Origin of the sequence: Streptomyces griseomycini (assembly GCF_014203535.1) — a bacterium.
In the GTDB taxonomy this organism is placed as follows: Bacteria; Actinomycetota; Actinomycetes; order Streptomycetales; family Streptomycetaceae; genus Streptomyces; species Streptomyces griseomycini.
Window position 1 is genome coordinate 633,538 of the sequence record NZ_JACHJI010000003.1, and the last position, 18,600, is coordinate 652,137.

The 18,600-nt window shown below is 72.1% G+C and carries 16 protein-coding genes; 12 read left to right on the forward strand and 4 right to left on the reverse strand.

The genetic code is table 11. The features are described from left to right. Positions 1-49 precede the first annotated feature (49 nt). From panC to FHS37_RS11785, 9 genes are all read left to right on the forward strand, one after another. Positions 50-1,048 carry a pantoate--beta-alanine ligase gene (gene panC, locus FHS37_RS11745; RefSeq protein ID WP_184819871.1) on the forward strand — a complete coding sequence of 333 codons (999 nt, stop codon included), beginning with the start codon at positions 50-52 and terminating at the stop codon, positions 1,046-1,048. An 11-nt stretch (positions 1,049-1,059) separates the two neighbouring features. After that, positions 1,060-2,814, forward strand: a complete 1,755-nt coding sequence (locus tag FHS37_RS11750; RefSeq protein WP_184820060.1) for an L-aspartate oxidase — start codon at positions 1,060-1,062, stop codon at positions 2,812-2,814. A 5-nt stretch (positions 2,815-2,819) separates the two neighbouring features. Then, complete coding sequence (gene nadC, locus FHS37_RS11755) at positions 2,820-3,794, forward strand: carboxylating nicotinate-nucleotide diphosphorylase (RefSeq protein WP_184819873.1); 975 nt, start codon at positions 2,820-2,822, stop codon at positions 3,792-3,794. 4 nt (positions 3,795-3,798) lie between these two features. After that, positions 3,799-4,596: a type III pantothenate kinase gene (locus FHS37_RS11760; RefSeq protein ID WP_184819875.1), complete on the forward strand. Its 798-nt coding sequence runs from the start codon at positions 3,799-3,801 to the stop codon at positions 4,594-4,596. A 135-nt stretch (positions 4,597-4,731) separates the two neighbouring features. Next, positions 4,732-5,367, forward strand: coding sequence for a hypothetical protein (locus tag FHS37_RS11765; RefSeq protein ID WP_184820062.1), 636 nt, complete (start codon positions 4,732-4,734; stop codon positions 5,365-5,367). Between the two features lie 42 nt (positions 5,368-5,409). After that, positions 5,410-5,586, forward strand: coding sequence for a hypothetical protein (locus FHS37_RS11770; protein ID WP_184819877.1), 177 nt, complete (start codon positions 5,410-5,412; stop codon positions 5,584-5,586). A gap of 197 nt (positions 5,587-5,783) precedes the next feature. Further along, positions 5,784-6,260, forward strand: coding sequence for a BlaI/MecI/CopY family transcriptional regulator (locus FHS37_RS11775; protein WP_221499599.1), 477 nt, complete (start codon positions 5,784-5,786; stop codon positions 6,258-6,260). A 9-nt stretch (positions 6,261-6,269) separates the two neighbouring features. Beyond that, positions 6,270-6,815 (forward strand): amino-acid N-acetyltransferase, encoded by a 546-nt coding sequence (locus FHS37_RS11780; RefSeq protein ID WP_184819881.1) that lies wholly within the window; start codon positions 6,270-6,272, stop codon positions 6,813-6,815. Positions 6,816-7,037: 222 nt separating this feature from the next. Continuing rightward, positions 7,038-7,373, forward strand: coding sequence for a histone-like nucleoid-structuring protein Lsr2 (locus FHS37_RS11785; protein WP_184819883.1), 336 nt, complete (start codon positions 7,038-7,040; stop codon positions 7,371-7,373). Positions 7,374-7,391: 18 nt separating this feature from the next. On the opposite strand, the gene FHS37_RS11790 is transcribed toward FHS37_RS11785, so the two are convergent. Continuing rightward, the gene (locus tag FHS37_RS11790; RefSeq protein WP_184819885.1) at positions 7,392-8,060 is read right to left on the reverse strand and encodes an SCO3374 family protein; all 669 of its coding nucleotides are present in this window, start codon (positions 8,058-8,060) and stop codon (positions 7,392-7,394) included. A 444-nt stretch (positions 8,061-8,504) separates the two neighbouring features. On the opposite strand from FHS37_RS11790, the gene FHS37_RS11795 reads away from it, so the two are divergent. After that, positions 8,505-11,030 carry an ATP-dependent Clp protease ATP-binding subunit gene (locus tag FHS37_RS11795; protein WP_184819887.1) on the forward strand — a complete coding sequence of 842 codons (2,526 nt, stop codon included), beginning with the start codon at positions 8,505-8,507 and terminating at the stop codon, positions 11,028-11,030. Between the two features lie 59 nt (positions 11,031-11,089). Here FHS37_RS11795 and FHS37_RS11800 read toward each other — a convergent pair whose 3' ends face one another. Further along, the gene (locus FHS37_RS11800; RefSeq protein WP_184819888.1) at positions 11,090-14,179 is read right to left on the reverse strand and encodes an NACHT domain-containing protein; all 3,090 of its coding nucleotides are present in this window, start codon (positions 14,177-14,179) and stop codon (positions 11,090-11,092) included. 67 nt (positions 14,180-14,246) lie between these two features. Next, positions 14,247-14,924, reverse strand: a complete 678-nt coding sequence (locus FHS37_RS11805) for an HAD family acid phosphatase (RefSeq protein WP_184819890.1) — start codon at positions 14,922-14,924, stop codon at positions 14,247-14,249. A 562-nt stretch (positions 14,925-15,486) separates the two neighbouring features. Between FHS37_RS11805 and FHS37_RS11810 the strand changes: the two genes are divergently transcribed. Then, positions 15,487-16,230, forward strand: a complete 744-nt coding sequence (locus tag FHS37_RS11810) for a M23 family metallopeptidase (protein WP_184819892.1) — start codon at positions 15,487-15,489, stop codon at positions 16,228-16,230. Here FHS37_RS11810 and FHS37_RS11815 read toward each other — a convergent pair. Continuing rightward, complete coding sequence (locus tag FHS37_RS11815) at positions 16,227-16,814, reverse strand: TetR/AcrR family transcriptional regulator (protein ID WP_229890262.1); 588 nt, start codon at positions 16,812-16,814, stop codon at positions 16,227-16,229. The two genes, FHS37_RS11810 and FHS37_RS11815, sit on opposite strands and share 4 nt — an antisense overlap. A gap of 145 nt (positions 16,815-16,959) precedes the next feature. On the opposite strand from FHS37_RS11815, the gene FHS37_RS11820 reads away from it, so the two are divergent. After that, positions 16,960-18,552: an MDR family MFS transporter gene (locus FHS37_RS11820; protein WP_184819896.1), complete on the forward strand. Its 1,593-nt coding sequence runs from the start codon at positions 16,960-16,962 to the stop codon at positions 18,550-18,552. Positions 18,553-18,600 lie beyond the last annotated feature (48 nt).

Consider the following 18,600-nt stretch of genomic DNA (forward strand, 5'->3'; position numbering starts at 1 on the left):
CCCGCCCCAGCCGTACGACGACGCGCGCGTCCCGGAACGGAGTCGCCCGATGACCACCACCCTGCTGCGCACCGCCGGCGAACTGCACGCACGCGCGCGTACGGGCCGCCGCGCCGTCGTGATGACCATGGGCGCCCTGCACGAGGGCCACGCCACGCTGATCCGCACCGCACGCGAGATCGCGGGCCCCGGGGGCGAGGTCGTGGTCACCGTCTTCGTCAACCCGCTCCAGTTCGGCGCGGGCGAGGACCTCGACCGCTATCCGCGCACCCTGGACGCCGACCTCAAGCTCGCCGAGCAGTCGGGCGCCGACGCCGTCTTCGCCCCCGCCGTCGACGAGGTCTACCCGGGCGGCGAGCCCCAGGTCCGGATCAGCGCCGGCCCCATGGGCGAGCGGCTGGAGGGCGCCGCGCGCCCCGGCCACTTCGACGGCATGCTCACCGTCGTCGCCAAGCTGCTGCACCTCACCCGTCCCGACGTCGCCCTCTACGGCCAGAAGGACGCCCAGCAGCTCGCCCTGATCCGCCGGATGGTCCGCGACCTGAACTTCGGCGTGGAGATCGTCGGCGTCCCCACCGTCCGCGAGGAGGACGGGCTCGCCCTGTCCAGCCGCAACCGCTACCTCTCGTCCCGGGAGCGGCGCACCGCGCTCGCCCTGTCCCGGGCGCTGTTCGCGGGCCGCGACCGGCACGCCGCCCAGGAGGCGCTGCGCGCGCGGGCCCGCGAGGTGCCCACCTCGCGCGCGCGTGCGGAGGCGCTCAGCGCCATGGGGGAGTCCCGCGCGGCGGCCGACGCGCACGCCGTCGCGACGACCGCCGGCGGCCCGGCGGCCGTCCGCGCCGCCGCCCGCCTGGTCCTCGACGAGGCGGCCCGCCTCGACCCGCCCCTCACCCTGGACTACCTGGCCCTGGTCGACCCGTCCGACTTCACCGAGATCGGCGACGACTTCACCGGGGAGGCCGTCCTCGCCGTGGCCGCCCGCGTGGGCACCACCCGCCTGATCGACAACCTCCCCCTGACCTTCGGAACGTTCGGAGCCGCCTCGTGACCAGCACAGGCATACGCCCGCCCGTCGCCCACCACCCTCGGACGAGAGCGCTTCGCGCTCGCCCCCGTCTGCACGCGCCCGCACCCGGGTGGTCCATCTCGGCGGACGTGGTGGTCGTCGGCTCCGGCGTCGCCGGCCTCACCGCGGCCCTGCGCTGCGAGGCCGCCGGCCTGACCACCGTCGTCGTCACCAAGGCCCGGCTCGACGACGGCTCCACCCGCTGGGCCCAGGGCGGCATCGCCGCGGCCCTCGGTGAGGGCGACACCCCCGAGCAGCACCTGGACGACACCCTGGTCGCGGGCGCGGGCCTGTGCGACGAGGAGGCGGTCCGCATCCTCGTCACCGAGGGCCCCGACGCCGTGCGCCGTCTGATCGCCACCGGTGCGCAGTTCGACGAGTCCGCCGAGGGCGGCCTGGAGCTCACCCGCGAGGGCGGCCACCACCGCCGCCGCATCGCCCACGCGGGCGGCGACGCCACCGGTGCGGAGATCTCCCGCGCCCTGGTCGAGGCGGTCCGCGCGCGCGGGACGCGCACCATCGAGAACGCGCTCGTCCTGGACCTCCTCACGGACGCCGACGGCCGCACGGCCGGCGTGACCCTGCACGTCATGGGGGAGGGCCAGCACGACGGCGTGGGCGCCGTCCACGCCCCCGCGGTGGTCCTGGCCACCGGCGGCATGGGCCAGGTCTTCTCCGCGACCACGAACCCCTCCGTCTCCACGGGCGACGGCGTGGCCCTCGCCCTGCGCGCGGGCGCCGAGGTGAGCGACCTCGAGTTCGTCCAGTTCCACCCCACCGTCCTCTTCCTCGGGCCCGACGCGGAGGGCCAGCAGCCCCTGGTCTCCGAGGCGGTCCGCGGCGAGGGCGCCCACCTGGTGGACGCCGACGGCGTGCGCTTCATGCAGGGGCAGCACGAGCTGGCCGAACTCGCGCCCCGGGACATCGTCGCCAAGGGCATCATGCGCCGCATGCAGGAGCGGGGCGCCGAGCACATGTACCTCGACGCCCGCCACTTCGGCGCCGAGATGTGGGAGCACCGCTTCCCCACGATCCTCGCCGCCTGCCGCGCCCACGGCATCGACCCGGTCACCGAGCCCGTCCCGGTCGCCCCGGCCGCCCACTACGCCTCCGGCGGCGTCCGCACCGACTCCCACGGCCGCACCACCGTCCCCGGCCTGTACGCGTGCGGCGAGGTCGCCTGCACCGGCGTGCACGGCGCCAACCGCCTGGCCTCCAACTCCCTCCTGGAGGGCCTGGTCTACGCCGAGCGCATCGCCGCCGACATCGCGGAGAGCCGCACCGGGAACACCCTCCGCGCGCGCGTGCCGCAGCCGCTCCCGCAGTCCGACCGCCCGGAGCACCCCCTCCTCCCCCCGGAGGCCCGCTTCGCCATCCAGCGGATCATGACCGGGGGAGCCGGTGTCCTGCGCTCCGCCGCGTCCCTCTCCGAGGCCGCCGACCGGCTGCACCACCTGCACGCCGAGGCCCGCGACGCCCTCGACGAGAACGGCAAGACGGCCGAGCCCGGCGTCGACACCTGGGAGGCCACCAACCTCCTGTGCGTGGCCCGGGTCCTGGTCGCCGCCGCGCAGCGGCGCGAGGAGACCCGCGGCTGCCACTGGCGCGAGGACCGTCCCGAGCGCGACGACACGACCTGGCGCCGCCACATCGTCGTACGGCTGAATCCGGACCGCACGCTGGCGGTGCGCACCACCGACACCACAGACTTCCCCCCGACCCTCCCTCCCCGGCCCCAGGAGCAGTGACAGCAGTGACCACCCCCGACCTCCCCCTCGTCCCGTCCGGTGGCTGCGGCGACGGCTGCGCCTGCGGTGCGGACGACGAGACGTACCTGGAGTGCGGCCTCGACCCCGCGCTCGCCCAGCTCCTGGCCGACGCGGGCCTCGACCCGGTCGAGGTCGAGGACATCGCCAACGTGGCCCTCCAGGAGGACCTGGCCCACGGCGTGGACGTGACGACGGTCGCGACCATCCCGGAGGACGCCGTCGCCACCGCCGACCTCACCGCCCGGGAGGCGGGCACCGTGGCGGGCCTCAGGATCGCCGAGGCGGTCATGTCGGTCGTCTGCACGGAGGAGTTCGAGGTCGAGCGCCACGTGGAGGACGGCGACCGCGTGGAGGCGGGCCAGAAGCTCCTCTCCGTCACCGCCCGCACCCGCGACCTGCTCACCGCCGAGCGCAGCGCGCTCAACCTCCTGTGCCGCCTGTCGGGCATCGCGACGGCCACGCGCGCGTGGGCGGACGTCCTGGAGGGCACCGGGGCCAGGGTCCGCGACACCCGCAAGACCACGCCCGGCCTGCGCAGCCTCGAGAAGTTCGCCGTGCGCTGCGGCGGCGGCGTCAACCACCGCATGTCCCTCTCGGACGCGGCCCTGGTCAAGGACAACCACGTGGTGGCCGCCGGCGGCGTCGCCGAGGCCTTCCGCGCGGTCCGCGAACGCTTCCCCGACGTCCCGATCGAGGTCGAGGTCGACACCCTCCACCAGCTCCGCGAGGTCGTGGACGCCGGCGCCGACCTGATCCTGCTGGACAACTTCACGCCCGGCGAGTGCGAGGAGGCGGTGGCCCTCGTGAACGGCCGCGCCGCCCTGGAGGCCTCCGGCCGCCTCACCCTCGCCGATGCCAAGGCGTACGCCGACACGGGCGTCGACTACCTGGCCGTGGGTGCCCTGACCCACTCCTCGCCGATCCTCGACATCGGCCTCGACCTGCGCGAGGCGGAGTAGGGCCATGCTGCTGACGATCGACGTGGGCAACACGCACACCGTCCTGGGCCTCTTCGACGGCGACGACATCGTCGAGCACTGGCGCATCTCCACGGACGCGCGCCGCACCGCCGACGAGCTGGCGGTCCTCCTCCAGGGCCTGATGGGCATGCACCCGCTCCTCGGCGACGAGCTGGGCGACGGCATCGACGGCATCGCCATCTGCGCGACCGTCCCCTCCGTCCTGCACGAGCTCCGGGAGGTCACCCGCCGCTACTACGGCGACGTCCCCGCGGTCCTCGTCGAGCCGGGCGTCAAGACGGGCGTGCCGATCCTCACCGACAACCCCAAGGAGGTCGGCGCGGACCGCATCATCAACGCGGTCGCCGCGGTCGACCTCTACGGCGGACCGGCCGTCGTCGTCGACTTCGGCACCGCGACGACGTTCGACGCGGTCAGCGCGCGCGGGGAGTACGTCGGCGGCGTCATCGCCCCCGGCATCGAGATCTCCGTCGAGGCGCTCGGCGTCCGCGGCGCCCAGCTCCGCAAGATCGAGGTGGCGCGTCCCCGCAGCGTGATCGGCAAGAACACGGTCGAGGCGATGCAGTCCGGCATCATCTACGGCTTCGCCGGCCAGGTCGACGGCGTCGTCAACCGCATGGCCCGGGAACTCGCCGCCGACCCCGACGACGTGACGGTCATCGCCACGGGCGGTCTGGCCCCGATGGTCCTGGGCGAGTCCTCGGTCATCGACGAGCACGAGCCCTGGCTGACCCTGATCGGCCTGCGCCTGGTGTACGAGCGGAACGTGTCGCGGATGTAGCGGGTGCCCGACGCGGGCGCCCGCACCCCGGCCACCCGGGTGGCACCCCCGCGCCACACCCGTTCCCTGTGCACGTTTTGTCTGATTAGCGCGTACCGTCGCCGCATGCCCACGCCCTACGGATCCCGCGGCGGCATGGCGTTCGGCGTGGAGGAGCTGCGTGTGCTCCGCCGCGCCCTCGCCCTCGCCCTCCACCCCTCCGCCGCCTCGGTCGACGACGTCCAGGACTGCCTCCGCCTCGCCGATTCGCTCGACGAGGCGACGCGCGAGAGCGCCCGGCTGCGCGCCTTCCTCGTGGCCGACCTCGGCCGCTACCGCGCCGCCCTCCCCGGCACCGCCGCCGGCTACCTCACGCTCCTGGAGGAGGCGCTGGGCGCCGGGTACCGGCCCCAGCCCGACGACCTCGCCGCCCTCCGCGCCCTGCAGGGCAGCCCCACCGCCGCCGCCCTCCTGCACCGCTGCCGACTGCTCGCCGAACAGGACGTGCGCGCCCGCCTCTCCCGCCGTGCGGCGCGCGTGACCGCCCCCGCCGCCCTCTCCGCCGCCGTCCCCGCCTCCCGCACCCGCCTCCTCGCCCTCCCCGGGGGCCTGGCCGCCGCCACCGAGGACCCGCAGGAGAGGCCCGCGCAGCGGCCGGCCGCCCCCGAGCCCCGTCCCGCCCCCGCCCCCGGTGCGCCGAAGCCCGCCCGCCCCGTCCCCACCCCGGGCGAGGTCTTCCCCCGGCGCAAGCCCACCCCGCCCCCGTCCGGCCGGCAGCTGGCCGCGGGCTGACCCCCGCCCGCCCACCGGCCTCCCCCTGGCTACCCTGGATCCATGGACTACGTCTCCGCGCTGCTGCCCCCGGCCGTCATGGCCGCCTTCTTCATCGGCGTGATCCGAGTGATCGTGAAGACCCAGGGCGGCACCAACAAGGCCAAGGAGGACGCGGCCGTCGACGCGGCCTACGCCCGCATGGAGGGCGCCCAGCCCTCCCCCAGGACCGACGGCTGACCCCGTCGGCGGCCGGCGGCACCGACCGCGCCGCCGACCCCGGGCGTACGACTCCGGCGCACAGCGTCACACACGAGTCGTACGCCCTTTTCGTGCCCGTTCGCCGGTGGTGTGCCTGTCCGGCACGCCGTGGCCGGGATCTCCCACTATTGTTCTGAGTTGTGCCTCGCCCATTGGGAGAACTCGAAGACGCGGTCATGACGCGGGTGTGGAAGTGGAACCGCCCGGTGACCGTTCGGGAAGTCCTGGAAGATCTCCAGAAGGAACGGTCCATCGCGTACACCACGGTGATGACCGTTCTGGACAATCTCCATCAGAAGGGCTGGGTGCGCCGGGAGGCGGAAGGCCGGGCCTATCGATATGAGGCGGTCTCCACTCGCGCCGCATACGCCGCCGCGCTGATGAACGAAGCGTGGTCGCAGAGCGACAACGCCGCCGCCGCTCTCGTCGCCTTCTTCGGCATGATGAGCGAGGAACAGCGCCAGGCCCTGACGGATGCGGTGCGCATCGTCCGGCTCCCGGAAACCGCGCGACAACCGGAACCACCGGCCGGACCCCCCCGAGAAGCACAACCCGCCGAACCCCCGGAACCCCCGGAAGCCGGGGAAGCCGGGGACGCGGAGGAAGCCCGGGACGAGAACCCCGGCTCCGCAGAGGGCCGCCGCGGGCGATAGCGTCCGCTCATGTCAGCAGACAGCTCAGCAGACAGCCCCGAAGTCACCGCAAAAGCCCTCACCGTCCGGCGGGCCCGCACCAGCGACGTCCCGGCCGTGCGCCGTCTCCTCGACGCCTACGTCCGCGAGGGCATCCTGCTCGACAAAGCGATGGTGACGCTTTACGAGGACATCCAGGAGTTCTGGGTGGCGGAACGGGACGACAACGCCGAGGTCGTCGGCTGCGGCGCCCTGCACGTGATGTGGGAAGATCTCGCGGAAGTCCGCACCCTGGCCGTGAAGCCCGGCCTGAAGGGCTCCGGCGTCGGACACCAGTTGCTGGAGAAGTTGCTGCAGACCGCCCGCTGGCTCGGTGTTCGCCGTGTTTTCTGCCTGACCTTCGAAGTCGACTTCTTCGGCAAGCACGGCTTCGTGGAGATCGGCGAGACGCCCGTCGACACCGATGTGTACGCGGAGCTGCTGCGTTCCTATGACGAGGGCGTCGCGGAGTTCCTCGGTCTCGAACGAGTGAAACCGAACACCCTGGGCAACAGTCGGATGCTTCTGCATCTGTGATCGTCCGCGATTCCGCGCCGGACCCTTGCCCAGGTTCCCTATGTCCGAAACGCGCATGTTTCCGGACCGGAGGCGGGCAGTGGGTCCCCTCCAGGGGTTTGTGTTTTTCCGGCAAAAGCGGTTTGCTTTCCGACGTACTGCAGTAGTGCATATAACAGGGGACGGCGATACGGCGGACGCCGGCACACCCCGGCCCTGAAGTTATCGATGAAAGGAAATCCGGTGGCACAGAAGGTTCAGGTCCTTCTTGTCGACGACCTCGACGGCGGCGAGGCGGACGAGACCGTGACGTTCGCGTTGGACGGCAAGACGTACGAGATCGATCTCACCACCGCCAATGCGGACAAGCTCCGTGGCCTTCTCGAGCCTTACGTGAAGGGCGGTCGGCGTACCGGAGGCCGTGCTTCGGGCGGGCGCGGAAAGGCGCGTGCCTCTTCCGGCGGCAGCCAGGACACCGCGGCCATCCGCGCCTGGGCGAAGGAGAACGGTTACGAGGTCAACGACCGCGGCCGCGTCCCCGCGTCCATCCGCGAGGCCTACGAGAACGCCAACGCCTGACGGCGGCGCGAGCGGCGGCTACGCGCACGCGCGCCGCAGCCGGACCCGGTGGACCTGCGTCACCACCGTGTTCACCAGCCGCACGAGATCGGGGGTGCCGCCACGGCCCCCCGTCGTCGACAGCGTCGGCAGCGAGGCCTCGACCTCGCATCCCGGCTCGGGGGGCCGCAGCCACACGGCGGCCCCCTGCGAACCACCGTGACCGTGCCCCGGGGGAACCGGGGGAACCGGGGAAACCGCGGGAGCCGGGGAAGCCAGGGGAGCCGGGGGAAGCGGCCGGGGGGCGGGGACACCACGGCCGGGAGGCCGGGGGGCGTCCATGAGGCCGCCCGCGCCGACCGCGGCCAGGTCCAGCTCCAGCGAGCCCCACTCCAGCCAGTCCAGCAGCCCCGGCAGCTCCTCCGCGCTGCCCGCGGCCACCAGCAGCCGCATCCGGCCGCCCTGCACCGCCACCGGGAACCCCCGGCCGGCGGGCCCCAGACGCTCCAGCGCCGCGTGCCCCGCCTCGGCCGGCAGGTCCAGGACGTCGAAACGCTCCCCCACCACCAGGCGCACCGGAACCCCGGGCGCCGTCGGCCAGCCCAGTGCGTTCTCGTACCAGAGCCGGACCTCGTCGCCCGGCTCGGACGGCCGCCGGGCGGGCGGCCGGCCGGCGAGCGGGACCGGACCGGGGACGGTGCCAACCATGCCCGGCGCAACCGCCGGGAGACGCTCCGGGTTACGCTCAGGGTTACCTTGGGTGCCGCACCGTATCCGCAGAGTGTCGAACAGGGGGGCGTGCGGTGGTGCGCGGGGGCGCAAGGTTGTTCGCCCGTAGCGGAGGGAACCCGTGCACTCGGCATGGACTGTCCGTAGCAGCGGGTAAGACATCCCTAGTGGGAGGGGGCGACACGCAGGGCGGCACGTCTCCCGTTCGCCATGGGCGTACTGGCGATGGGGGTAACTGCCTGGCCTGCGGGAACATCGTCTCGCACCATCGGGTTGGAGCAGATGTCGGCGTGAGCGGGGTCAGGAGGCCATCGACGGTGTCGGCAGTTGGAATGAGCGGTCCCCGCTCGCGGGACTAAGCTGCGGAAGGACAGGGAGGGGAAGTTCCCCCCACTGCCTGACCGCTCTGAGGAGCGATTAACGATGTTCGAGAGGTTCACCGACCGCGCGCGGCGGGTTGTCGTCCTGGCTCAGGAAGAAGCCCGGATGCTCAACCACAACTACATCGGCACCGAGCACATCCTCCTGGGCCTGATCCACGAGGGTGAGGGTGTCGCCGCCAAGGCCCTTGAGAGCCTCGGGATTTCGCTCGAGGCGGTCCGCCAGCAGGTGGAGGAGATCATCGGCCAGGGCCAGCAGGCGCCGTCCGGCCACATCCCCTTCACCCCCCGTGCCAAGAAGGTCCTGGAGCTGTCGCTCCGCGAGGCGCTTCAGCTGGGCCACAACTACATCGGCACGGAGCACATCCTGCTCGGCCTGATCCGTGAGGGCGAGGGCGTCGCCGCCCAGGTCCTGGTCAAGCTGGGCGCTGATCTGAACCGCGTGCGGCAGCAGGTGATCCAGCTGCTCTCCGGTTACCAGGGCAAGGAGACCGCCGCCGCCGGCGGTCCTGCCGAGGGCACCCCCTCCACGTCCCTGGTCCTCGACCAGTTCGGCCGGAACCTCACCCAGGCCGCTCGTGAGTCCAAGCTCGACCCGGTCATCGGGCGCGAGAAGGAGATCGAGCGGGTCATGCAGGTGCTGTCCCGCCGTACCAAGAACAACCCGGTGCTGATCGGTGAGCCCGGCGTCGGCAAGACCGCCGTCGTCGAGGGCCTCGCCCAGGCCATCGTCAAGGGCGAGGTGCCCGAGACCCTCAAGGACAAGCACCTCTACACCCTGGACCTCGGTGCCCTGGTCGCCGGCTCCCGCTACCGCGGTGACTTCGAGGAGCGCCTGAAGAAGGTGCTCAAGGAGATCCGCACCCGCGGCGACATCATCCTGTTCATCGACGAGCTGCACACGCTGGTCGGCGCGGGTGCCGCCGAGGGCGCCATCGACGCGGCGAGCATCCTCAAGCCGATGCTGGCCCGCGGCGAGCTGCAGACCATCGGTGCGACCACGCTGGACGAGTACCGCAAGCACCTGGAGAAGGACGCGGCCCTGGAGCGCCGCTTCCAGCCGATCCAGGTCGCCGAGCCGTCCCTGCCGCACACGATCGAGATCCTCAAGGGCCTGCGCGACCGGTACGAGGCGCACCACCGCGTCTCCATCACGGACGAGGCCCTGGTCCAGGCCGCCACCCTGGCCGACCGGTACATCTCGGACCGCTTCCTGCCGGACAAGGCGATCGACCTGATCGACGAGGCCGGTTCCCGGATGCGCATCCGCCGGATGACCGCGCCGCCGGACCTGCGCGAGTTCGACGAGAAGATCGCCGGGGTCCGCCGGGACAAGGAGTCCGCGATCGACTCGCAGGACTTCGAGAAGGCCGCCTCCCTGCGCGACAAGGAGAAGCAGCTCCTGGCCGCCAAGGCGAAGCGGGAGAAGGAGTGGAAGGCCGGCGACATGGACGTCGTCGCCGAGGTCGACGGCGAGCTGATCGCCGAGGTCCTCGCGACCGCCACCGGCATCCCGGTCTTCAAGCTCACGGAGGAGGAGTCCAGCCGTCTGCTCCGCATGGAGGACGAGCTGCACAAGCGGGTCATCGGCCAGGACGACGCCGTCAAGGCGCTGTCCAAGGCGATCCGCCGCACCCGTGCGGGTCTGAAGGACCCGAAGCGTCCGGGTGGCTCGTTCATCTTCGCCGGTCCGTCCGGTGTCGGTAAGACGGAGCTGTCCAAGGCGCTGGCGGAGTTCCTCTTCGGTGACGAGGACGCGCTGATCTCCCTCGACATGTCGGAGTTCAGCGAGAAGCACACGGTCTCGCGCCTCTTCGGTTCGCCCCCCGGTTACGTGGGCTACGAGGAGGGCGGCCAGCTGACGGAGAAGGTGCGCCGCAAGCCGTTCTCGGTCGTCCTCTTCGACGAGGTCGAGAAGGCCCACCCGGACATCTTCAACTCGCTGCTGCAGATCCTGGAGGACGGTCGTCTGACCGACTCCCAGGGCCGGGTCGTGGACTTCAAGAACACGGTCATCATCATGACGACCAACCTCGGCACCCGGGACATCTCCAAGGGCTTCAACCTGGGCTTCGCCGCCGCGGGCGACACGAAGACCAACTACGAGCGCATGAAGAACAAGGTCTCGGACGAGCTGAAGCAGCACTTCCGGCCCGAGTTCCTCAACCGCGTCGACGACGTGGTGGTCTTCCCGCAGCTCACCCAGGGCGACATCCTGCGGATCGTCGACCTGATGATCGGCAAGGTGGACGAGCGCCTGAAGGACCGGGACATGGGCATCGAGCTCTCCCAGTCCGCCAAGGAGCTGCTGTCCAAGAAGGGCTACGACCCCGTGCTGGGCGCCCGGCCGCTGCGCCGGACCATCCAGCGCGAGATCGAGGACTCGCTGTCGGAGAAGATCCTCTTCGGCGAGCTGCGTCCCGGTCACATCGTGGTCGTGGACACCGAGGGCGAGGGCGAGTCCCAGACCTTCACCTTCCGCGGCGAGGAGAAGTCGGCCCTGCCCGACGTCCCGCCGATCGAGCAGGCGGCCGGCGGGACCGGTCCGAACCTGAGCAAGGACGCGTAAGCGTCCCGGTCAGCGAGAAGGGGCCGGTGCCTTTCGGGGCACCGGCCCCTTCGGCGTGCTCAGGACAGGGCGAAGGGGCGACCGCGGCTGACGGTGACCTCGACGCCGGCGAACTGCGCGGAGTACCGGGCCGCGTCCACCGGGGTGGTGGCCCCCGCGGGAAACAGCCGGACGCCGCGCACCCCGGGGCAGAGCCGGGACAACGCCGACAGGTCCGTGTCTTCCCGCAGGCCGGTCACGTTCAGCTCCTCCACCGCGGGGAGCGCCGGTGCGGCCCCGGTGATCCCGGCGGCGAGGCGGGCATCGACGGTGAGCGAGGTGAGCGCGGGCAGTGCGGCCAGCTCGGCCCAGTCCCCGGGGGCGAGACGGCCGTCGCCCAGACCGACGTGGGTCAGCGTCGCCCAGTGGCTCAGGCCCCTCAGGTCCGCGAGCCGCGCCCGTTCGTACAGGTGGAGGTAGGTCAGCGGTGCGCCGTGGGGCAGCGCTGCCAGGCCGGGTGCCAGGGGGGTGGCCAGCGAGAGGCTGCGCAGGGTGTGGAGGCGGTCGAGCCCGGACAGGTCACTGAGGTCGTCCAGCAGCAGGTTGTCCACCTCCAGCTCCGCCAGCGCGGACAGATCGCGGACCGCGGGGCAGTCCACGAGGTTCAGCTGCCGGAGCGAGCCCAGTTCCCGCAGGGGGCCCAGGTCCTCCAGCAGGGTGTTGTCCAACAGACCCAGCCGCTCCACGCCCGCGGGGAGGGCACGCACGAGGTCCCGGGGCTCGTGGTCGCCCCACACCGACAGCCGCTTGCGCGGACCGATCCGGCTCAGGGCCCGCAGGGCCTCCGGTGAGGAGACGCGGACGAAGAAGTCGTCGCTGTCGACCCGGGCCAGCACCTCGTCGGCGTACAGCCCGGGGTCGAAGCGGTCCCAGGCGAGCATGAGGCTGATCCGGACCCGTTCCGCGGGATGCTCCGCGTACCGGGCCAGCACCGGGACCGCCGCCTCGGAGCCGACCAGGGCGGCGGTCGCCGTCACCGCCTCGGCCTCCTCGTCCGACAGGCCGTCCGGCCCCGGCAGCAGCTCCAGCACCAGAGGCCCCGCCTCCGCCAGATCCCGGGCCTCCTCGGTGGTCCGGGGCGGCAGGAGCGAGGACGCCAGGTCCTCGACCCGGTGACGCACCGCCGGGTCGAGCTCCGTGGCGTGCTCCAGGCAGGCCATGGCCAGCAGCCGGGCCCGCTTGCCGGGGCGGGAGGTCAGCAGGCCGAGCAGCTCGGCCCGCTCCCGGGGCCTGGCCTGGGCCACCGCCATGCGGATCACGTCCGACCACTGGTCGTCGTCGGCGTGCTCGGCGAGCAGGCCCAGGTCCCCCGCCTCCACGGCCGCCCGGGCGCCGAGGAAGTCCTGGAACGTGCGGTGGACGAAGTGGAGGGTGTCCGGGGTGGGGGCGAGGAGCAGGCCCGTGCGGATCAGGAAGTGGTCGAGCACCGCTGCCGCGTCGCCGAGGCGGGAGACCGCCGGGACCGCCGGGAGGATCTCCGCGACGATGTGCTCCGCGCGGGAGCGGTCCATCTCCGTGCGGCCGTTGCGGATGAGCCAGTACGCCAGCCGCTGGAGGAGCTGCAGCTGGGGCTCCTCGCCCGGCTCCGGGCCGGCCATGTCGCGCTCGCGGTCGCGCCGGACGAGCAGCATCGACAGGGCGGCCTCGTACAGCTCCTTGCGCCCGTGCGGGAGGTAGCCGCGCCGGTCGCGGTGCAGGGCGCAGATCAGCCCGCACATCAGCGGATTGGTGGCCAGCCTGCCGAGGTCCGGCTTGGTGCGTACGGCCTGGAGGAGCTGTTCCTCGTACGAGGCGAGCTGCGCGTCCTCCTCCGCGACGCCGGTCGCGGCGGCGCGGTGCCAGCGCCGGACGAAGGAGGTGACGTCCGCCGTGCTCATCGCGGAGAGGACCAGCTCGGTGAACCCGTCGGCGGCCAGCCAGTCCTCCCGTACGGCCGAGGGCCGGGAGGTGACGAGCCAGCCGTTGCCGGGGTACGACGCCAGGAGGTCGGTCAGCCAGCTCCGCGCGCGCTCGCGCTCCGCCTCCGGTACCTCGTCGAGGCCGTCCACCAGCACCAGCCCCCGCCCGGCGGCCAGGACGCGGTCCTCCCAGCCCTCCGGCTGCGCTCCGGCCAGCGGGCTGCCGGTCGCGGCGAGGAAGGACGCGGGGGCCGGGAGCCGCTCGCCGTGCCGGGTGAGGGTGCGCAGCGGCAGGACGAAGGGCACCTTGCCGGTGAGGTGGGCCATCGTCTCCGTGGCGCCGGTCGCGGCGGAGACGGCGAGCCACTGGATCAGCGTCGTCTTGCCCGAACCGGCGACGCCCCGCAGCAGCACCCGCTCGTGGTCGGCCAGCGCCTGGTCGGTGGGCCGGGAGACCTGGGCGGGAGGCTCCACGTCGAAGGGCGGGGAACCCCGCTCGCCCTCGCGTCCGGTGGCCTCCAGGCTCAGGTAGGCGGCGTCGAGCGGCCACTGGCGGGGGGAGTGGGCGAGGTCGATGCCGTAGATGGTGAGCGTGCCGTGCTTCCTCGCGAGGTGGGCGAGGTAGCGGCGTTCGAAGGCCGCGTCCGCGGCGGCGGGTCGGGGCACGCGGGTGAGCAGGTCGTCGACCTGCGCGATCAGCTCGGCCTGGGCCCGGGTCTGGTGCACCAGGGTGCGGGCCACGAAGGTGGAGCGGCGGCTGAAGAACTCCAGGACGTGCAGGCAGGCCCACTGCGTCGCCGAGTCGAGGAAGACGGACGCGTCCGCGGTGAGGCCGTCCGGCGGCGGGGCCCGGTGGCGCAGCCGCCGGGCGAGTCCGCGACTGCCCAGCCGTACGGCCTGGACGTCGTCCATGTCCAGGTCTCCGAGGGCGAGCAGCCGACGGGCCAGGGCGTCGGTGACGGCCGTTTCCTCGTCGGGCGGGAACGGCCGTTCGCCCGGGGAGGCCATGGCCTCCGCGACCAGCCTGCCGGCGAGCCTGCGCACCTCCTTCTCGCCCAGGGTGCGCTTCTCGCCCCGGAAGGAGACCAGGTCCGTCAGCCGGACGGGTTTGTCCACGAGCCCGGCACCGGGCCCGTCCGGCACGAAGAGCTTGCGCACCAGCGGGCCGATCAGGCTGGACGCCAGCCTTCCGCCCAGGACCGCGGGCTCCAACCGCCTCACCCCCGTGAACGCGTGTGAGCGTGAACGGGGGTGAGACTACCCGGGGCGGGTCCACCGATCAGGACAGTTGCCCGTCGTAGTCCGGCAGCTTGAAGGTCTTCTCGGCGTGGCCGCCCGACAGGTCGGTGGGGCTGTTGCCGATGTTGGCGATGATCGTGTAGCCCTTCGACTCGATGGCGACGCGCTGGGCCGTCTTGTAGTCGGCCACGTTCTTGAAGAGGTCGAGGAACCCGCGCACGTAGAGCCCGGAGGACTCGTAGCCCGCACGGTCGAGGTTGTACGCGGTGGGCGCGTGGATGATGCCCGGGCGGGCGGTCACGAAGAACAGGGCGACGCCGCGCTCCTGGGCGTACTCGGCGACCTCCAGGACCGGTTCGTTGGCGGGCTGCGGGAAGCTGAAGCCGAAGTCCGTCTCCAGCGCGGTGTTGTCGATGTCGAGGACGATCGCCTGCTTCTCGCCCGGCCTCGGGCTCGCGATCCGCTGCTTCAGGTAGGGCAGCGCCTGGTCCATGACCGCCTGGCAGTCCTTCTGCCAGGTGTCGTAGTCGACGTCGGCCGCGGCGGACGCCGTGACGGCCGCCGCGGACACGGGGGCGGGGGCCGGGGCGGGCGACGCCGTGACGGCGCCCGCGGGCGCGACCGTCATGGTGAGCACGGCGCCGGTGACGGCGGCGGTGCCGAGGGCCCGCTTCCAGGTGCGCCCGGCCTGTCTGGTCTGTCCGGTCTGTTCGGTCATGGGGGGTGGCGTCCTCTCATGCCTGCGCGGATGCCTGACGGCACAAAGTTGTCGCGTGCATGCTCGCCCGGGCAAGTGGCGGGACGGCAACGATTGGGTTACCGGGCAGTAGTCAGTCGGTTCCCCTCCGTGTCGCGAGCCCTCCGGACGGTGTGCTCCCGGCCACGCCCGGGGGCGATCGAACCCTCCCGGGGGGAGGGGCGCACCGGGCGGCCACGGCGTAGTCCGGGTCACATTTCCCCGCCTCCCGCCAGGGGTCGCCGGTGATGTGCCGCACAGGACGTGCGTCACGTACTACCCGGAATAGGGGAGAGGGCGAGAACTAAGAAATCGGACATATCGTTCCGGTCGGGTGGGTTCAATCCAGCCCTCTGACCTGCTTTGTCCCAAATAGCTGATCTGTCGTGACCCGTTAAGTTTTGGGATGAAGTACTAGGCATGGTCGTAGATCACACCTTTGCGCACCTATCGCCGGTCGGGTTACCAATGTGGAGCCCGCCCGGTGAACGCCAGTGCGCCAGCCGGACGGGCGTCCCCGTGATCCCGTCCCCATGAGGTTCGAATGTCCCCGCGTGTCACGTCCCGCTCCTCCCGTCCGACCGCCCTCCGTACCCGTGCGGCCGTGCTGGCCGCCGGCCTCGGCGCCTCGGTCGCACTGGGAGCCGGGGTCGCGGCCGCCGTCGACACCACGGCGGCCTCCAGCGCCACCGGCGCGACCACCGCCGCGCACGCCGTCGAGGCGCAGGCCGCCGCCCAGGCCAAGGCCGCGAAGGCCCAGGCCGCCGAGATCAAGAAGGCCGCCGAGGCGAGGAAGGCGGCTCAGGCCGCGAAGGCCGCCAAGGCGGCCGAGGTCAAGAAGGCCGCGCAGGCCGCCGCCGCGAAGCAGGCGTCCTGGGTCGACCCGGTGAAGAACTACCGTCTCTCCGCGAGCTTCGCCCAGAACGGCGGCATGTGGGCGTCCAAGCACAGCGGCCAGGACTACGCCGTCCCGACCGGCACCCCGGTCGTGGCCGCGCACGGCGGCACCGTCGTCAAGGCCGGCCCCAACGGCGCCGGCGACGGCCCCGCCTACGGCAACGCCGTCGTGATCAAGCACGGCAACGGCGTGTACTCCCAGTACGCCCACCTGTCGCAGGTCAACGTCCAGGCCGGCCAGGTCGTCAAGACCGGCCAGAAGATCGCCCTGTCCGGCAACACCGGCAACTCCAGCGGCCCGCACCTGCACTTCGAGATCCGCACCACCCCGAACTACGGCTCCGCGATCGACCCGGCCGCCTTCCTGCGCTCCAAGGGCGTGACCGTCTAAGGGGCCTCGTCCCGCCCCCGGTGCGCCCGGGTCACCAGTTCGGTGGCGACCTCGAGAACGGCCTCCCGCCTCTTCTCGGGGTCGCCCTCCATGTCCTGGAGCACGGACATCCCGGCGTGCAGCGTGAACAGCGCGCTCGCACAGCGGACCTGGTCGACCAGGTCCGCTTCGGGGTCCACGAGGATGTCCCGCAGGCCGAGCGCCCGGCTCTTGAACATCTCGCCGACCCGCAGCTCCCGGACCGTCGCCTGGTTGTCGTGCATGAAGCGGAAGAGCGGGGCGGCGTCCGCCAGGGCGTCGCTGTAGCGGCGGACGATCTCCTGCTTGGTCTCCAGGGTGTGCGGCTGGTGCCGGCCCCACTCGATGAGGTCCTCGATCGGCCGGGCGAGGTCCTCGAAGATGCTGACCAGGATCTCTTCCTTGGTCCTGAAGTGGTAGTACAGCGCGGCCTTGGTGACCTCCAGGCGCTCGGCGATCTCGCGCAGGGAGGTCTTCTCGTACCCCTGCTCGGCGAAGAGTTCGAGCGCCACGTCCTGGATGCGCTGGCGGGTGTCCCCGCGGCGCCGCTGCTTGCTGCCGTCCATCGTGCCGCCCATCCTCCTACGCCGGCGCCTTCCGAAAAACTTACTTGACGCCCGGCTAGTTACGCGTCTACTTTCCCGAGGGCAGTGAGCTTGCCGGTCGGCAAGTAAGTGCCGAAGCGCAGCGGGAACTGGGGGAGTGGGAGCGATGGCGGACGCGCCGACGGCCGGTGCCGTCGAGACGGGCACCGGGAAACGGCCGAGGAGCGTGCGCGTCGTCCTGCTCGCGCTCATGATCGCGATGATGCTCGCGATGCTGGACAACATGATCATCGGTACGGCGATGCCGACGATCGTCGGAGAGCTGGGCGGGCTGGAGCACCTGTCGTGGGTGGTGACCGCCTACACCCTCGCCACCGCCGCCTCCACCCCGCTGTGGGGCAAGATCGGCGACATGTACGGCCGCAAGGGCTCGTTCATGACGTCGATCGTGATCTTCCTGATCGGCTCCGCGCTCAGCGGCATGGCCCAGGACATGGGCCAGCTCATCGGCTTCCGGGCCGTGCAGGGCCTGGGCGCCGGCGGTCTGATGGTCGGCGTCATGGCGATCATCGGCGACCTGATACCGCCCAGGGAGCGCGGCAGGTACCAGGGCATGATGGCCGGCGTCATGGCGCTGGCCATGATCGGCGGCCCGCTGGTCGGCGGCACCATCACCGACCACTGGGGCTGGCGCTGGGCCTTCTACATCAACCTGCCGCTCGGCGCGGTCGCGCTGGTCGCCGTCAGCGCCGTGCTGCACCTGCCGAAGAAGCGCGCCCGGGCCCGCATCGACTACTTCGGCGCCGTCCTGCTCACGGTCGGCATCACCGCGATCGTGCTGGTCACCACGTGGGGCGGCACGGAGTACGCCTGGACCTCGGTGCGGATCATGGAGCTGACCGGCATCGGCGTCGCCGCGCTGGTCGGTTTCGTGTTCTGGCAGACCAGGGCCGCCGAGCCGGTCGTGCCGCTGCACATCTTCCGCAGCCGCAACTTCGCGCTGATGTCCGTGATCGGCTTCGTCGTCGGCTTCGTGATGTTCGGCGCCACCCTCTTCCTGCCGCTGTACCAGCAGGCGGTGCAGGGGGCCTCCGCGACCAACTCCGGACTGCTGCTCCTGCCCATGCTGGGCGCGATGCTCGTCACGTCGATGGTCGCGGGCCGGGTGACCACGGACACCGGCCGCTACAAGGTGTTCCCGGTCGCGGGCAGCGCGCTGATGGTCGTGGGGCTCTACCTGCTGTCGCTGATGGACACGGACACCTCGCGGCTCACCTCCGGCGTGTACATGGCCGTCGTGGGCCTCGGCATGGGCTGCCTGATGCAGATCACCATGCTGGTGGCGCAGAACAGCGTGGAGATGAAGGACATGGGCGTGGCCTCCTCGTCCACCACGCTCTTCCGCACCCTCGGTGCCTCCTTCGGCGTCGCGATCATGGGTGCCCTGTTCAACCACCGCGTCCAGGACGTCATGGCCGAGCGGGCCGGCGGGCTGGGCGCCAGGGCGACCGAGCAGTCCGCGCAACTGGACGCCGACACGCTGGCCGAGCTCCCGGACGCCCTGCGGGAGGCGTACCAGCACGCGGTGTCCTCCGGCACCCACGGGGCGTTCCTGCTGGGCGCCGCGGTGGCGGTGGTCGCGCTGACGGCGGCGGTGTTCGTCAAGGAGGTGCCGCTGAAGGGAGCGGGGCCGAAGACGGACGGTGCCGCCCCGGCCGACGGCGACGCGGTGAAGGTGGCGGCGGCCGAGCCGGTCTGACCCGCACGGCGAAGGGCACGGGGGCCCGGTGTCAGACCCCCGTGCCAC